Source organism: Acinetobacter sp. (assembly GCF_036666595.1).
GTDB lineage: Bacteria > Pseudomonadota > Gammaproteobacteria > Pseudomonadales > Moraxellaceae > Acinetobacter.
In genome coordinates, this window is record NZ_JAVWVO010000009.1 from 103,966 (window position 1) to 121,210 (window position 17,245).

Genomic DNA, 17,245 nt, shown 5'->3' on the forward strand with positions numbered 1-17,245 from the left:
TTAAACTCCCATCTCGGACATCATGTGGGCATTCACTTGATAGACATCATATTTCTCTAAAGCGATTTCACGCGAACGCTGTCCCATCTGTACCATCAGTTGAGGGTCATCAATAAAAGTTTGCATGGCTTGCACTAACTCTTCAACCGACTTCACTGGCACCAAATACCCGTTCTGACCATGGATTACCGTTTCACGGCAACCTGGGGCATCGGTGGTGATAATGGCACGCCCCATCGCCATTGCCTCAAGTACGGTGCGAGGTGTACCCTCGCGATAAGAAGGCAGCACATAGACTGAGCTTGCTGCAATTGCAGGACGCACATCACTGAGTTTACCCCAATAATTGACGACTTTCTCTGCCACCCAAGTATCTAGTTCGGCTTGCGCAATTGCAGCAGGATTTTCATCCACCCAGCCGACCAAATGAAACTCAACTTCTGGATGTTCTACTTTGATGATGCGAGCCGCTTCTGCATATTCACGCACACCCTTATCCCCCAGTAAACGAGCAATGAGCAAGAAAGAAGCTTTCACTTGGCCTTGTTCATTTTTCGGCAAATCCAGCACCGCAAAATCCTGCACATTTACTCCAGAACCATTCACCACCACCGTCGGTTTTTGAGGTGATACGAGTTGCATGCTTTGAAATAATTTTAAATCGTCTGGATTTTGAAAAAAGACTTTATGGGCATGTTTGAGTGCTTGTGCATATAGACTATGCACCATTTTTTGAAAAATACTGCGTTTACCCGATTCCGCATTTTGAAAGGCATAACCCAAACCCGTAATCAATGCAAAACGATGGGGCACTTTTGCCAAGCTTGCAGCCAATGTGCCATAAATGACTGGTTTGATGGTATAAGACAACACATAATCGGGCTGAATTTGGCGAATCAGCTGATAGATCGCTTTTAAGGTTTTGAGATCTTGAATTGGGTTGGTTCCTGTACGTTGCATGGGCACCGTATGCACCTGATAACCCAATTGCTGCAATTGATTCAATTCATCAGGATAGTCTTGTAAATCGGGCGCCAGCACATGTATTTCCAAACCCTGAGCATGAATCGCTTCCAATAATTTACCGCGAAAGTTCAGTACAGACGGCAGATAACTACTGATCATCAAAAATTTCATCACCCTTGTCTCCATACCGTCATGTATTGCTGGCTCACGTGCTGAATACTAAAGTTCTGCTCTACCCGCGCCCGTGTTTGCTGCTTTAAACTGTGCTTTTCAGCCTGCGACAATTTTACATATTCTAAAATAGCCGCTTTCAACGCTACTACATCTCGTGGCGCAACCACCCACCCCATCTCTTCTACAATATATTTAGCATCCCCAACATCCGTTGTGATGCAGGGTAAACCTGATGCCATGGCTTCGACCAAGACATTGGGAAAACCTTCCGTAATCGAAGTCATCAAAAAAGCATCGATGGATTGATAAAAAGTAGGCATATCCGAGACTTGATCTAATAGTTGTACTTTTTGTGGATCTAACTGATGCTCAGCAAAGGCTTGTTTGATTTCAGAGGTGTCTAAATTGGCACCACTCCCCGCAATTTTAAAAATAATCGGCTGATCTTTAAGTTCAGCAATTACTTGCAGCAAATAGGGATAGCCTTTGGCCTTATGGTAGCGTCCAGCAAAACCAAGCGTTATCGGTTCATGCAATTGATCATTCAGTTGAAACTGATCTAAAGCAACACCATTGGCAATCACCTGCTGATTTGCATTGTTAAAACCAAACTGTTGATGTTGTTCAAGGGATGAATGTGCACAATACACAATGCCTTTCGGCTGCTGAGAGAAAAGTTTGCTGAGGTGTAATGCGACTTTGGTACTCAGTGACTCTTCTTTATGTGATACCAGTGAATGATGAACCCCCCAAAAAGCAGGTGGTTTTTGTTGCATGCCCAACAGACTTAGACTGGTCATCGCATTGGCATGATACATCCAACCTTGTACCACATTCGGTTGAATCTGTTGCAGTAGCTTTCTGAGTTTAAGCATGACACTGAAACTATTTATACCCTTCCAATTTAAACTGTAGTGTGAAGAGCACAGCTTCAAGGTCTCTGTATACACATCCGACACATTCATTAAAGCAATAATGATGTGCTCATATTCAGCCTGCGTTTGCGCAACCAAACGAGACAACATCATTTCAGCGCCACCCACGCCTGCAAAGTTGGTAATCACATGTACAACGACAGGTTTACTCATACTGACAATCCCATCATCTGAGCATAACGTTGCAATACCGTGTCTTTATGGAACTGCTGACAATGCTGTTCAAATTCAGCCGCAGTATATTGCACATCGTCTGCACAAAGCGCTTGCTGCATAGCTTTTGCTAGTGCAGGTGCATCATCGCAAGGCACCAGTAAACCGAATTTGGAGTGGTTCAAAATTTCCATCGGTCCACTTGGGCAATCGGTACTGACCACTTTAATTTTTGAAGCTAGCGCCTGAATCAGCACACCCGGTAAACCTTCCCAATTCGAACTCAATACGAACAACTCAGCATATTTGAAGTAAGCATAAGGATTGGCATCAAAACCGGGTAAATCCACAACAAGTTGTAAACCTAAATCGGCACGCAATTGCTCAAGTTCCTGACGCAACTCACCCTCACCCAAAATGATCAATCGGGTATTCGACTGCTGTTGATACAAATGAGCAAAGGCACGAATCAAATTGGCAAAGTTTTTTGCTTCTGTTAAACGTCCAACCGCCATGATGACTTTAAGATTAGGCTCAAAAAAACGATGCATTACAGGTGCTTGAAGTTTGACAAAATAACTGTCATCAATCACGGGGTTGTAAATGGTGACTAAATTAGACTGTTGATAGCCATAATATTCACGAAAGTCTTCTAGTACACCATTGGATACACAAACCACTTGATCTGCTAGGGGATAGCTATAGTTCACGAGGCTTTTCAAGACAAACTTGGAAAAACCTTGCAGTTTCATATTTTTCGAAGGTGTCGATACTTCACGGAAGATTAATTTAGTTTTGACTCTAGCCAGTTTCTTGGCAAAGGCGCAAATAATATTGCTATGGGTTTGGGTGGCAACGACTGCAACGTACTGCCCTGTTTTTAATTGTTGTTTCAGTGGCATCAAAGCATTCACCACTCGCCCACAGTTCAAATCAAGCAGTTGGATTTTAGTGCTGACCTCAGGACGTAATTTTCCCTTTTCACCCTGTATATTACAGACAGCCAAATCCACCTGAATACCTTGCTCAGCAAAGCTATTGGCCAACTGGATGACGGTTCGCTCAGCCCCTCCACCACCCAGTGTTGGTAAAAAGAACATCACTTTATTCAACATCATAAAACCCACTTAAACCTAAAGCTGAGATTGTTTTTGTGCTTGAAGCTCAATCGCACGCTGCACACGTTGAGTATAGTCCTGAACCTCTGCAAGCTCAGAATCACTGGCACAAGTGGTTTTGATTTTGGCTTGGAAGTCATCAAAACTACTCACCACTTTGGCAGGGACACCAATTGCTACACTATTATCAGGAATATCTTTCGTCACCACTGAACCTGCGCCAATCACCACATTTGAACCAATCGTGACCCCCGGCATAATGATGCTATTGACCCCAATAAAAACATGAGAACCCACATGAATAGGGGCAAAACGTTGATAACGTTTACCTTGCGCATCATAAACGAGGCAGGTACTACCATCATGAGTAATAAACTTAACGCCTGAGGTGACTGTAACGTGATTCCCTAGATGAATCAGAAAAGGTTCAGAACCCCAGCTCTTGATATAAATTCGACAATGCTCACCGATAGTCACACCTTTTTTACGCGCATAAGCAATACTGCCCTTGAACATAAAATAGGCTAAATCAAACACTGTGTTGAAAATTGACCGAATCAATGCCATGTATCAAAAAGACCCAAGATAAATAGATAAATGTGCAACAAAAGTACTGCAACGGGCTATTTTACTCTCAATTGTGCAACACGGATATGCTCTGTCCAACAGAGTTTTATTTTATTTTTTTCGCAGGTGTTCCCACGTAAACACCTGCCTCTGGAAGGCTTTTACTGACCAATGAACAGGCGCCAACCACCACGTTATTGGCAATGTTGACTCCATCAAGTACTGTTACTCGGGCACCAAACCAAATGTTTTCACCGATTTGAATCCCCTGTTTGGTAATTTGGTCTTTGACCAAAACCTCAGGATCATCAAACTTATGGTTACTGGCGATCATAATACTTTGCGTACCAATTCGGGTGTTATCCCCAATGTTCAAACCACCACAGCCATTGAGAAAAGATTTGGAGTTAATACTAACATTCTGTCCAATTTCGACCTTGCCACCAAAACATTTGATATAACAACTTTCACCAATAAAACTGTGATCACCAATACAAAGCGTGGCGCCTTTTTCCACAATAATCGTGACATCATCACCAATATAGACATTTTTCCCGATACTCACGACGCCAGCAATATCAAGCCTGGTGCGTTTACCAAAATATTTAAACTGACTTGAAAATGCCATGTTATACAGCGCTTTACGACACTGTGCAGAGAACCAGTTGAGCAACTTCAAAGTTTTAAAAAACATCACAATTTTGCTCTCCACACCACATATAAAATGGAAAAATTATAAAAAATGAGTGCTACGGGAACAGCCAAAAGCATATAAATTTTATCATTCATCATGGCATAGAGCGCAGCAAACAAAACGAACTTTAAAATCAATTCCACAATTTGCAGTTTAAATAAAACTTGGCTGTTTCGTTTTGCAATCAGATAAGCTGAACTAGGCGGATTACAAAAGACTGCCCAATAGCCCAATGCCAAAATTTGGAAATAGGTTGAAATACCAACCCATTCATGACCAAAAGCCCACAAATAAACACTTTCAGGTAATACAAAAAATACTGCAAAAAATGGCAATGAAATCAGGCTTAAAAGCACACTACTGTGCAAAGCTTGATGATTGGTATCTACGTGTTTAAATTTGCGAATAAAAAATTGGCGAAGGGTTTGCGACATTAGGTTAATTGGGACACGGAGCGTGCGTTCAACAATGGCGTAAAAGCCCATTGCCTGTACCCCGACAAAATGTGAAACCACATAGTAGGGAAGATTATGTGAAAAGCTATTTAGAAGTGCATGCGGCGTATTGCTATAGATAAAATCTTTATAATGTTTAAATGCCTGCCAACTCACGGTATAGAGTTGATTTTTGAGAATATAAAGCACAACTATCATAAGCATGATCACTGAACTGACCGCATAGCTACTCACCAGACCAATGCTCATCCATAAAGGCAAGCTTAACTGTACCACCACCACAACTAAGCTTCTAAAAATATTCAGCCCTGCACAAAAATATTCGGCATGTACTGAAAACTTATAGTTATAAAGGCTTTGAATCAAGGTATTGGCAAGTATTCCACTACAAATTGCCCAGACCATCGGTCCATCGAAGAACCAACTCAAAATACCAGCTGAAAGCAATGAAATAATAGTGGCAAAAACCGCACCTTCGAAAATGAGGCTTTTTTGATGCTGTTGTTCAGCCACCAATTGCGCTTGGTCCAAACGCAAATTCGCTACTGTCGATAAAACACTGACGATGGCTAAAGCAATGCCATATTCACCAAAGTCTTGAACCGAATATAAACGCGTTAAAAAAGGTAGGGCGATAAATGTCATTATCGCACCCACCAATAAACTGCTGGTGATTAAACCAATCGACTGGTATTTGGCGAACAGACGCGCAATCATGTCAGCCCGTTCAGGTCAAATTGTTGACATACCAGCGCATTGCCAACTGAATACCTTCAGCAATCGGGTATTCAGGCGCATATCCCAAAGCCTGTTGAATTTTGGCGATACTGGCTTGTGAATGACGGACATCCCCTGCACGAAACTCACGGTAAACTGCAGGCTTTCCGTAGTTAATCGAGTTTTCAAGCAAGGCGACTTGAATCGCAGCATACAGATCATTCAAAGTGGTACGATCACCCACAGCCACATTATAGACTTGGTTTTTCGCCTCTTCGGGAGCAGTAGCAGCCAAAATATTGGCTTGAACTGTGTTACCGATGAAACAGAAATCACGGCTGGTTTCACCATCGCCATTGATGAAGACATCATCACCTGCAATCATCGTTGCGGTCCACTTGGGAATCACGGCCGCATAAGCACCCTTTGGATCTTGACGCCGTCCAAAGACATTAAAATAACGCAAACCAATTGCTTTAAAGCCATAACTCCGCGCAAACACATCTGCATACAGCTCATTCACATATTTGGTCACAGCATATGGCGACAGTGGTTTCCCAATATTTTCTTCTACTTTGGGTAATGCAGGATGATCACCATAAGTTGAACTGCTTGCCGCATAAGTAAAACTTGCAACCGCAGCATCACGTGCTGCGGTTAGCATATTCAAAAAGCCACTGATGTTGGTGTCATTGGTTGTAATCGGGTCAGCAATTGAGCGGGGGACTGATCCCAAAGCCGCTTGGTGTAGGACATAGTCCACCCCATTACAGGCCTTTTGACAGTCTGCAAATTGACGGATGTCCCCTTCAATAAAGTCAAAATTACTCCATTGTTCCGTAGTTACACTTGCTTGGACTTCATCAAGATTATGTTGATGACCTGTTGCAAAGTTATCTAAACCGACGACTTTTTGATCTAGCTTTAACAAGGTTTCAAGCAGGTTTGAACCAATGAATCCTGCAACACCTGTGATCAACCACGTCTTTGGGGCGCGTTTTAATTGCTCGCAAACCGTTTGATACTGGTTCATGCTCTTTCCTACTTTAAACATTATAAACGAAGATCAGATTCAGCTTGATCCAGCACATACTTTAGGTCATATAAAACATGACTTTCTTTACCTAAAGCACGAATAGCATCAGCACCCATGACTTTAAATTGCTCATGTGCAACCGCAAGAATAACTGCATCATAGGTCTGGGCATTTAAAGTAGGAACTGGGGTAATACCATATTCACTTTCAGCTTCAATCGGATTCACCCACGGGTCATATACATCAACATCAATATGATATTCTTCAAGTTCTTTCACAATGTCGATAATACGGGTATTACGAATATCAGGGCAGTTTTCTTTAAAACTGAGCCCCAAAACTAAAACTTTTGCGCCTTCAACCTGAATCTTCTTTTTCACCATACTTTTAACAAGTTGGGTGACCACATAAGCCCCCATGCCATCGTTGAGACGGCGACCTGCCAAGATAATTTCAGGATGATAACCCATCGACTGTGCTTTATGGGTTAAGTAATACGGGTCAACCCCAATACAATGCCCACCTACTAAACCCGGACGAAACGGTAAAAAGTTCCATTTCGTTCCCGCGGCTTTCAGGACATCTTCGGTATCGATGCCCATTTTATTGAAGATCAACGCAAGTTCATTGATTAAAGCAATATTGACATCACGTTGTGTGTTTTCAATCACTTTTGCCGCTTCTGCGACTTTAATACTCGGCGCCTTGTGCGTCCCTGCTTCAATAATAAGGTTATAAACCTCATCGACAAAATCAGCAGTTTCAGGTGTAGAACCTGCCGTAATTTTTAAAATATTGGTCACACGGTGAAGCTTATCACCTGGATTAATCCGTTCAGGACTATAACCCGCAAAGAAATCTTGATTGAATTTTAAACCTGATACTTGTTCTAAGACAGGAATGCAAGCTTCTTCTGTTGCACCTGGATAAACGGTCGACTCATACACCACGATATTGCCTGACTTTAGGACTTGGCCGATGCTCTGTGATGCTTTAATCAGCGGAGTTAAATCAGGTTGTTTGAACTCATCAATCGGTGTTGGAACGGTTACGATATAAAAGTTACAACTTTTTAAATCTGCTAAATTGGCACTGTAGGTCAATTGGCTCGCCTGAGCCAACTCTTCAGGAGAAACTTCTAAGGTATGATCTTTGCCTGACACAAGCTCATTGATACGCGCTTGATGAATATCAAATCCAACCACAGGCACTTTTTTACCAAACTCTACGGCCAAGGGTAGACCAACATAACCTAATCCGATGATGGCAATTTTTAGATCAGCGAGTTGTAGCATGGTACAGCCTTGTGCAATTTTAAGAAAAGAAGATCAGAGACCTGAATGCAGCACAATATAGCAGAAATTTGATTTTTTTTAATGACTAAATTGTGTTACAGCAAGGCGGCAGCAGCAGAATTTCGTTGTAGGAACCTTACGCTTTAGCAACATCTTAGGCTATGTTAAATATATTAATTGATATAAAATCCACCTGTTTTATATAAATACTTTGGGTTCTCAGAAACCCTCATTCAATATTCAAATTATTTATAAATAGGATTTATTTTCGAGTGAGTTACTACCGTTATAATATGTTGTTAGCACTCAGTCTAGGAATGACTGGTTGTGCAGTGACCTCTGGACTTCAAACCTATGACCTTCCTGAGCAAGGCGCTTATAAAACGGATCAAGGTGCTGAACTCAATGTGGTACAACTAACGCAAAATAATATCGCCAATATTGCACCAGCTACGGACAATAATTTTTCAGATATTTATCCCTTGTTTAATAAAAGGCAAAATATTTATCGCTTAAATTACGGTGATGTCCTGTCTATCCAGCTGTGGGCATATCCTGAAATCACCCCACCCATTCAAGATGCTACCAATATCCGAACTGTGGGCTACCCCATAGACCCAAACGGCAATGTCCAATTACCCTTAATTGGATCTGTGAAAGTTTCGGGTAAAACACTGGCAGAAACACATAGTTTTCTTCGGAGTCAATTTAGTAAATATCTCAAGAACCCAGATGTTATTGTTCGTATCTTATCCTTTGAAGCGAATCGCTACTTTGTAAATGGGCAAGTTATGAAAGGTGGTCAATATACATTGAATGACCTGCCGATTAGTCTATATACCGCTTTAGGTCAAGCTGGCGGTATCGACACTAAAACTGGTGATACCACCAATATTCAGCTGATACGTAATGGCCGTACTTTTAATCTCAACACCATCCAACTCGAAAAACGTGGACTATCCCTACATAATCTGCTGATTCAGCCGAATGACACCATTTTCGTCAATACAAAACAAGAACAAAAGCTTTATGTCATGGGTGAGTCAAGTAAAAGCCAAGCTCTTAATTTAAGAGATCAGGACATGACCTTAAGCGACGTACTCGGTGAAAGTGAAGGGATTAATCCCTATTCTGCGAGTGCGGCGCGTATTTATGTGATGCGCACAGATTTAAATACCAAGCAATCGACGATTTATCATTTAAATTTGAGCAGTCTGGGTAACTTGGCCTTAGCCAATCAATTCAACATGAAAAAGAATGATATTGTCTATATTGATGCAACAGGTCTCACCCGTTGGCAACGTGTGATGAATCAAATTGTTCCGTTCTCAAGTACTTTGTATACCTTTGATCAACTTGGGAAGTAAGTCATGGCCATACAAAATATTTTAGTGGTTTGCGTCGGAAACATTTGTAGAAGTCCCATGGCAGAATATTTCCTGAAACATGAAAACCCGCAATTAAAGATTGATTCTGCTGGTTTATCAGCCATGGTGGGTTACGCCGCCGATGACAAGGCTATCCAGTGTATGGATCGGTTTAATATTGATATGCGCCAGCATGTAGCGAAACAGATTAATGCCAGCCTCATCAAAGCGGCCGATTTAATTTTAGTGATGAGCAACAACCAAGCACAACATATCGAAAAACAATGGCCATTTGCCAAAGGAAAAGTGTTTCGTCTAGGGCATTGGAAAAACCAAAATGTTGCTGACCCCTATCAGCATGATCAGGCTTTTTTTGATCTCACTTGTCGCAATATTCAAAGCTTTATTGCCGATTGGAAACTACATTTTTAATAAATTATTACGATATTAACTTATGAATCAAAATTCTAGCACTAGCGAAGATACAATCGACTTAAAAGAGCTGTTTTTTTCACTGATTGCGCAGTGGAAACTGATTGCTCTGTGTACCATCTTCAGTTTAATTTGTGCACTGCTCTATTTAAGAGTCACCCAACCAGTTTACTCCACAGATGCTCTGATACTGGTTGAAGATGGGAAAAGTGCCGCATCCGCTGCACTTCTGGGGGAATTAAGCCAGCTTTCTGGGGGAATGGGGCAAAAATCTCCTGCAGATGCAGAAATTGAAGTACTAAAGTCTCGAATGGTTTTGGGCCAAGTCATTCAAGATTTGAATCTTAATATCAAAATTAAGGATTCAGCAGATTCAGTGCTAAATCGTTTAGTGTCTACAAAACAATCAGAAGTCCAGTACACCCCAAGTGAAGTGGCTTATCAGAATGGAACCACCTCTGTTCAGATTAAACAATTGAACATTCCTGATTTTTATTTAGACAAACCTCTACAACTAAACTTCAATACGCCGAATACCTTTCAAATACACTATAAAGATGCTGTAGTTTTTGAGGGTAAAACTAATATCAAAAACCAAACTCCAAGTCAGTATGGTTTATGGGAAATCCATATTGCAAAAGACAGTACTTCAACGCCAGAGTTTGAAATAACCAAATACTCCTTGCCAACAGCAATGAAAAATTTGATGTTGGATTATGCTGTGGCTGAACGTGGCAAAATGACAGGCGTGATTGGTTTAAATTACCAAGGCACAGATAAAGAACATATCACTAAAGTTCTCAATCATATTTTAAGTGTGTACCACAAACAAAATATTGAGCGGAAATCTCTAGAATCAACGCAAACGCTTGCTTTCCTAGATAAGCAACTGCCTATACTCAAGCAGCAACTCGATGACTCTGAAATTCAATTCAATAAATTCCGTGAAAAATATAATACAGTTGATGTGACGCAAGAATCTGAACTGCTATTGAAGCAAAATATTGAACTCGAACGTTTAATGATTGAATTAAAGCAAAAACAAGCTGAGTTTTCAGCTAAATATACCAGTGACCATCCTTTAATGGCGGAGATTAATGCCCAATTAACAGAATTAAGCAGTAAAAAAGAACAGTTAAACAAGGCTTTGAAGCAACTACCAGAAACTCAACGTTTATATTTACAACTTTATCGTGATGTCAAAGTCAATGCTGAACAATACACTGCGCTCTTAAATAACTACCAACAACTCAAAATTGCAAATGCAGGTGAGATTGGCAATGTCCGTATTGTCGATACAGCGGTTAAACCGTTTGAGAAAATTAAGCCAAAGACACTGATTGTGCTCATCTTATCCATTTTTGTTGGTGGCTTCCTCGGTACACTCTTGGCATTATTGCGTAACATGATGCGTTCAGGGATCAAAGACTCTGCTCAAATTGAAAATGAGTTAGATCTGCCCGTTTATGCAACTGTTCCTCGCTCTCCAGTGCAGGAAAGCCGCATTAATGTTTTAAAGAAGAAAAAGAATATTCCTATATTAGCTGTGAAGCACAGCGATGATATTGCCATTGAAAGCTTACGTAGCATGCGTACAGCCATTCATTTCGCTCTAAGCTCTGCCCGAAATAATCTGATCACAATTTCAGGTCCAGCACCAGAAATTGGCAAATCCTTTATTTCGACCAACTTAGCTACGATTTTGGCACAAAGTGATAAACGCGTTTTAATCGTGGATGCTGATTTACGTCGTGGTTATTTACATAAATACTTTAACTATGACACGCAACCAGGTTTAACCGAATTCCTGAACGGTCAACAGACACTCGATGCCGTGATTCGTCCGACTGAAGTACCTGGTTTGAGTATTATTTCTCGTGGTAAAAGTCCTGCCAATCCATCCGAACTTTTAAGCTCTGCGCAATTTAAAGCGTTATTGGAACAGCTATCCGAAAAATTTGACCATGTGATTATTGATACTCCTCCAATCTTAGCCGTGACGGATGGCATCATTATTGCTCAATACACAGGGGTTAACTTAGTGATTGCCCGTTATGCGAAAACACAGATGAAGGAGCTTGAATTAACTCTCAATCGCTTCGAACAAGCTGGCGTGAAAGTGAATGGATTTATTTTGAATGACATTCAACGTTCAGCAGGTTCTGGTTATGGCTATAATTATGCTTATGCCTATAAAGCCAATAAAGAATCAGACTAAATACATCCTCTAACCAATAAAAAGCCAGAACTTAATTTCTGGCTTTTTATTTTGTATGACAAACGTTTATATATTCAAATCCTTATAGTTTTTTTAAGGACTTCGGCATATATTAATTTGAAAATGTACTGGTGGTACAAAACACGTCATTCATGAAGTCTGCTAAGATGCTAAAAAACTTTCTGAATGTAATAGAATTAGGAAAAATTTCACATGAGTAAAGCCTTACCCATTGCTGTAGCTGTTATTCTAGGCGGTGCTGCACTTGTTCCCGTTTATTATGCATCTCAACACCCAGCTTCAGCCGAAGCCCAAGTTTCAAAAAATGCATCTGCCGTAGAAAAAATTAGCTATGCACTGGGTTATGAGGTTGCTCATCAAACTCCACCAGAACTCGATATTAACAGTTTTGTAACGGGTGTCCGTGCCGGTCATGCCCGTAGCCAACCGGCCTATAGCGAAGAAGAATTAAAACAAGCCTATGAGCAGTTCCAACAAGAAATGCAGCAAAAACAGGCCAATGATGCGAAGCAAGCACAAACAACCAGCGACAGCTTCTTAACTGAAAATGAGAAAAAACCTGGGGTGAAAACCACAGCGTCAGGCTTACAGTACAAAATTACGCAAGAAGGCACAGGCAAGCAACCCACTGCCAGCTCTGTCGTGACCGTGCATTACAAAGGCCAACTGGTCGACGGTAAAGTCTTTGATAGTTCGCTTGAACGTGGTGAACCGATTGAGTTTCCTTTAAACCAAGTGATTCCAGGTTGGACCGAAGGCCTACAACTCATGAAAGAAGGTGGGAAAGCAACGCTCTACATCCCTTCGAACTTAGGCTACGGCCCACAAGGTGTACCCGGCATGATTCCAGCCAACAGCACGCTTATTTTTGATGTTGAACTGATCAAAGTAAAATAAGACAAGTCAATCAAAGGAGAGCTTTTGCTCTCCTCTTTTTATTGAGAATACAATATGAAAATTCAAACAACATTACTCTGTGGCTTGTTACTTTCTACACCTGTTTTTGCTGCACCGATTAATAATAAAAGCAGCATCAACCAACAAGTCGGTTATAGCTTTGGCTATCTCATGGGTCGGAGCAATGCCGAGTCAATTCAAGATTTAGACCTCGATGCTTTTGTGCAAGGGTTACGTGAAGCCTCTAAAGGCCAAGCTGCGTCATTAAGCGATGAAGAAATGGCGCGTGTACTCACCCAATATAAACGCCAAGCCGAGGCAAAACAGTTATTAGAAGTTAAACAACTGGCAGATAAAAATGCCAAAATTGGTGCAGCCTTTTTAGCTGAAAATGCGAAAAAAACCGAGGTAAAAACCACGGCTTCAGGCCTGCAGTATATGGTTTTACAACAAGGTCAAGGCAAGTCACCTAAAGCCAACAGCAAAGTCAAAGTTCACTATGAAGGGCGTCTGATTGATCAAACTGTTTTTGACAGTTCGATTGCACGCCAACAGCCTGCGGAGTTTCAAGTCAGCCAAGTGATTCAAGGTTGGACTGAAGGCTTACAGCTAATGAAAGAAGGCTCAAAATATCGCTTCTTTATTCCCGCTAAACTGGGCTATGGCCAAATTGGTTCAGGCGATGTGATTGAACCGAACAGCACCTTGATTTTTGATGTGGAACTGATTGAAGTGTTGCCAAAATAAGGCAGCAATGCAAAGGCAATGCTATATACAAAATAAAAGCCTGATCTTCGTGATCAGGCTTTTTATTAATTTCAATATATTCTTCAATCAAGCCATGCTTTTTTAAGCTATGCGCTTCGCTTGCAGTATAAAATAAAGTACTGCTTTGTTTTATGCTTCATGTTTGAGATGACGTGGTCTAAACCCGGTAAAGAGCAAACCAACCGCATAAGCCACAACTCCGACCACGCACAGCCCGATCACTTCGGCAACGCGAATCCACTGTGACACGTCACCATTATACCAAGTCAATGCATACCACAAAGCTACAATCATCACGGCGTTAGAAATACCAAACTGGATAAACAGTTTTTTCCAGTGTGCACCAAAACGGAAAATATCGCGCTTGTGTAGATAGAAATACAGCATCCCTGCATTCACCAAAGCAGAGCCTGAAGAGGCTAAAGCCAAAGCCATATGCTCCGCCTGCCAGTCAATCAGTTTAAAGAAGCCGATAAACACCACGTTTAAAATCGCATTTGCGGCAACAGCCATTAAACCGACACGGACTGGTGTTTTGGTGTCTTGCTGCGCATAAAATCCAGGTGCAAAGACTTTAATCAACATAAATGAAATCACCCCAGCACTCATACATTGCAGCGCTAAAGCCGTCATTTGTGTATCTTCAATGGTGAATTGACCGCGTTGGAATAGGGCCTGAATAATGGGGGTCGATAACATAAACAGAGCGATACTGGCAGGTACCCCCACCAGAACAATCACCTTTGCAGCCCAATCCATCATGCCACGGAACTTCGACATATCTTGCTCTGCATGACGAGTCGACAATGCGGGTAAAATCACCGTACCAATCGCCACCCCAATCAACCCCAAAGGCAACTCGGTCATACGTTCCGCACTGTACAACCATGACACTGAACCGTCTTGCATAAAGGAAGCCCAAATGGTGTTCAGGAGTAAATTGATTTGCGTGACAGAAACACCAAATAGCGCAGGCAGCATCAATTTCATGATGCGATCCACACCTTCATGCTTAAAATCAACTTTGGGCGGAATCAGTAATTTTTTATGCCAAAGTTCAGGAATTTGGATCGCCAGTTGCAATACACCCGCAGCAATCACCGCCCAACCCAGTGCCATAATCGGTTCTGCCATATACGGCGTCAGCCACCATGCCCCCGCAATCATCGCGACATTCAGCAATACTGGTGAAAAGGCGGGTGAAGCAAAGGAACCATAACTATTTAAAATACTGCTGGCAAATGCCGTCAGCGACATAAACAATAAATAAGGAATGGTGAGGCGGAACATTGAAACCGCGAGGTCGAACTTCTCTGGATCGGCATGGAAACCTGGTGCATAGATGTAAAGCACTGCTGGAGCTGCGACCATAGCGATGAAAGTTAAAGCCGTCATAACGGTCATCAAACAACCAAAGACACGGCTAATCAGAATTTGAACTTCCGCATGGGTACGCCCAGTTTTATATTCGGTCAGTACTGGAATAAACGCCTGTGAGAATGCCCCTTCAGCAAACAGCCGACGGAAGAAGTTCGGGATACGAAAGGCCACCACAAAGGTATCGAAATCTTTCCCCGCACCAAAGACATTCAGTAAAACAATGTCTCGTACCAAACCCAAGACCCGAGAAAGCATGGTCATTGCACTTACAATTACGGTTGACCGCCACAGCGCCATCGTATCCACCTAGTTTTTCATTTGCCGCTATTGTAATGAAACTTCAGCGAATATTTGATTGTTTAATGTTGTTGTCGACTCTCAATTTATTGACTTTTTAACTGCTGCAAACGATTTCGATAGCCTAACCAATCAAAAAATGTGCCTGGATCGGTCTTACGCCCTGGCGCAATATCGGAATGTCCTGCCAAATGCTGTTGAATTTGAGGATAGGCCTGTTGTAAGCAGGCCGTCACACGTACCAATGTTTCATATTGGGCATCTTCAAAAGGCAAATCATCACTGCCCTCAAGCTCAATGCCAATCGAATAATCATTACACTCTTTCTTGGCCAAATAGCTTGAGCGTCCTGCATGCCATGCACGGTCGTTAAAATTGACAAATTGTAAGACTTCTCCACTTCTTAAAATCAGTAAATGCGCTGAGACTTGCATGCCTTGAATGGTTTGAAAATATGGATGTACTGACCAATCCAATTGATTTTGAAAAAATTGTTCAATATAGCCGCCGCCAAACTGTGAGGGAGGCAAACTGATATTATGGATGACAATCAGTTGAATCTCAGTATCCACAGGACGTGCATTAAAATTAGGCGATGGAATTTGTCTCGCTCCCAGCAGTTGCCCTGCTTGCACTTGAAACGACGGAATGACCTGCATATTTTTATTCCTCAAACCCATTGCGCCCTTTGGGCAATCTTTTTTAATGTCTCTCATGCTAAATCTTTCCCAGTCATTTCTCAAATTGCTCAGCCTTTGATTCTGAAATTTTCACGCCTTTTTCAGGAAAAATGCTAATATATTGCGCAATTTTCATGGCTTCTATAAAGATACGGACAATCGGATGAGCATATCGCAGCAACTGCTTGAACAATCTATTCAACTGAATATTCAACAGGCATTACAAGAAGACATCGGTGAGGGTGACATTACGGCGCTGTTAACACCTGAAGATGAACAAGCGACTGCAACCATTATTAGCCGTGAAGACATGATTCTTGCAGGTCAGCCTTGGGTCAATGCATTAATTGCCGCTTTTGATCCAAGTGTACAAATCACGTGGCTCAAAAACGATGGCGATCTGGTTCGTGCCAATGAAACCATTTTCAAACTGGCGGGTTCAGCACGCAGCTTACTGACGGTTGAACGCCCTGCGCTCAACTTTGTACAAACGCTATCTGCTGTGGCCAGCAAAACTGCGGAATATGTCAAACAGCTCGATGGCTTAAACACCAAGTTGCTGGATACCCGTAAAACCCTACCGGGTCTGCGTATTGCCCAAAAATATGCTGTCGCGGTCGGCGGCGGTCAAAACCATCGTTTAGGCTTATTCGATGCTTTTTTAATCAAAGAAAATCACATCATGGCAGCAGGCGGCATCGCACAAGCCATTGCCAAAGCGCATCAAATTGCCCCGGGCAAACCTGTCGAAGTCGAAGTTGAAACCTGGGCGGAATTAGAGCAAGCATTGGAAGCCCAAGCTGATATCGTGATGTTAGACAACTTTAGCCAGCAACAAATGATTGATGCGGTCAAGCATGTTGCAGGACGTTGTAAATTGGAAGCGTCAGGGAATATCACCATTGCCAACTTACGCGAAGTCGCAAGCACAGGCGTGGATTATATTTCGATGGGTGTATTAACCAAAGATGTCAAAGCAGTCGATCTTTCCATGCGTTTTAATGCTTAATTTCAACAACTTGCATTCAATCGATACGTAATAAAAAACGCACTCTAGAGTGCGTTTTTTATTGGG

16 protein-coding genes are annotated in these 17,245 nt (G+C 41.9%); 6 read left to right on the forward strand and 10 right to left on the reverse strand.

The genetic code is table 11. From position 1 onward, the window contains the following. From RR876_RS12470 to tviB, 8 genes are all read right to left on the reverse strand, one after another. Entirely contained in the window at window positions 1–1,137 is a 1,137-nt protein-coding gene (locus RR876_RS12470; RefSeq protein ID WP_332477685.1) for a glycosyltransferase family 4 protein, read from the reverse strand. Beyond that, window positions 1,137–2,228, reverse strand: a complete 1,092-nt coding sequence (locus RR876_RS12475; protein ID WP_332477684.1) for a glycosyltransferase — start codon at window positions 2,226–2,228, stop codon at window positions 1,137–1,139. Before RR876_RS12475 ends, RR876_RS12470 begins: the two co-directional genes overlap by 1 nt. Next, window positions 2,225–3,346 carry a glycosyltransferase gene (locus RR876_RS12480; protein WP_332477683.1) on the reverse strand — a complete coding sequence of 374 codons (1,122 nt, stop codon included), beginning with the start codon at window positions 3,344–3,346 and terminating at the stop codon, window positions 2,225–2,227. Before RR876_RS12480 ends, RR876_RS12475 begins: the two co-directional genes overlap by 4 nt. Window positions 3,347–3,361: 15 nt before the next feature. Beyond that, window positions 3,362–3,913 (reverse strand): acyltransferase, encoded by a 552-nt coding sequence (locus tag RR876_RS12485; protein ID WP_279732323.1) that lies wholly within the window; start codon window positions 3,911–3,913, stop codon window positions 3,362–3,364. A 106-nt stretch (window positions 3,914–4,019) separates the two neighbouring features. Then, window positions 4,020–4,607 (reverse strand): acyltransferase, encoded by a 588-nt coding sequence (locus tag RR876_RS12490; RefSeq protein ID WP_332477767.1) that lies wholly within the window; start codon window positions 4,605–4,607, stop codon window positions 4,020–4,022. Continuing rightward, entirely contained in the window at window positions 4,607–5,779 is a 1,173-nt protein-coding gene (locus RR876_RS12495; protein WP_332477682.1) for an oligosaccharide flippase family protein, read from the reverse strand. The genes RR876_RS12490 and RR876_RS12495 overlap by 1 nt, the downstream gene beginning before the upstream one ends. A gap of 10 nt (window positions 5,780–5,789) precedes the next feature. Next, window positions 5,790–6,812 carry an NAD-dependent epimerase/dehydratase family protein gene (locus RR876_RS12500; RefSeq protein ID WP_332477681.1) on the reverse strand — a complete coding sequence of 341 codons (1,023 nt, stop codon included), beginning with the start codon at window positions 6,810–6,812 and terminating at the stop codon, window positions 5,790–5,792. A gap of 20 nt (window positions 6,813–6,832) precedes the next feature. After that, complete coding sequence (gene tviB, locus RR876_RS12505) at window positions 6,833–8,110, reverse strand: Vi polysaccharide biosynthesis UDP-N-acetylglucosamine C-6 dehydrogenase TviB (protein WP_332477680.1); 1,278 nt, start codon at window positions 8,108–8,110, stop codon at window positions 6,833–6,835. Window positions 8,111–8,403: 293 nt separating this feature from the next. Between tviB and RR876_RS12510 the strand changes: the two genes are divergently transcribed. From RR876_RS12510 to RR876_RS12530, 5 genes are all read left to right on the forward strand, one after another. Continuing rightward, a complete protein-coding gene (locus RR876_RS12510) occupies window positions 8,404–9,477 on the forward strand; it encodes a polysaccharide biosynthesis/export family protein (RefSeq protein ID WP_332477766.1) in 1,074 nt (357 codons plus the stop codon). Window positions 9,478–9,480: 3 nt separating this feature from the next. Beyond that, complete coding sequence (locus RR876_RS12515) at window positions 9,481–9,909, forward strand: low molecular weight protein-tyrosine-phosphatase (RefSeq protein ID WP_332477679.1); 429 nt, start codon at window positions 9,481–9,483, stop codon at window positions 9,907–9,909. A gap of 22 nt (window positions 9,910–9,931) precedes the next feature. Then, entirely contained in the window at window positions 9,932–12,127 is a 2,196-nt protein-coding gene (locus RR876_RS12520; protein WP_332477678.1) for a polysaccharide biosynthesis tyrosine autokinase, read from the forward strand. 213 nt (window positions 12,128–12,340) lie between these two features. Further along, complete coding sequence (locus RR876_RS12525) at window positions 12,341–13,045, forward strand: FKBP-type peptidyl-prolyl cis-trans isomerase (protein WP_332477677.1); 705 nt, start codon at window positions 12,341–12,343, stop codon at window positions 13,043–13,045. 54 nt (window positions 13,046–13,099) lie between these two features. Continuing rightward, entirely contained in the window at window positions 13,100–13,792 is a 693-nt protein-coding gene (locus RR876_RS12530; protein WP_332477676.1) for an FKBP-type peptidyl-prolyl cis-trans isomerase, read from the forward strand. A gap of 150 nt (window positions 13,793–13,942) precedes the next feature. Here the strand turns inward: RR876_RS12530 and murJ are convergent, their stop codons facing one another. Together murJ and ampD are read right to left on the reverse strand one after the other, a co-directional pair. Beyond that, window positions 13,943–15,499 carry a murein biosynthesis integral membrane protein MurJ gene (gene murJ, locus RR876_RS12535; protein WP_191225548.1) on the reverse strand — a complete coding sequence of 519 codons (1,557 nt, stop codon included), beginning with the start codon at window positions 15,497–15,499 and terminating at the stop codon, window positions 13,943–13,945. Window positions 15,500–15,576: 77 nt separating this feature from the next. After that, a complete protein-coding gene (ampD, locus tag RR876_RS12540; protein ID WP_332477765.1) occupies window positions 15,577–16,149 on the reverse strand; it encodes a 1,6-anhydro-N-acetylmuramyl-L-alanine amidase AmpD in 573 nt (190 codons plus the stop codon). A gap of 184 nt (window positions 16,150–16,333) precedes the next feature. Between ampD and nadC the strand changes: the two genes are divergently transcribed. Then, entirely contained in the window at window positions 16,334–17,179 is an 846-nt protein-coding gene (gene nadC / locus RR876_RS12545) for a carboxylating nicotinate-nucleotide diphosphorylase (RefSeq protein WP_332477675.1), read from the forward strand. The last annotated feature ends 66 nt before the right edge of the window (window positions 17,180–17,245 follow it).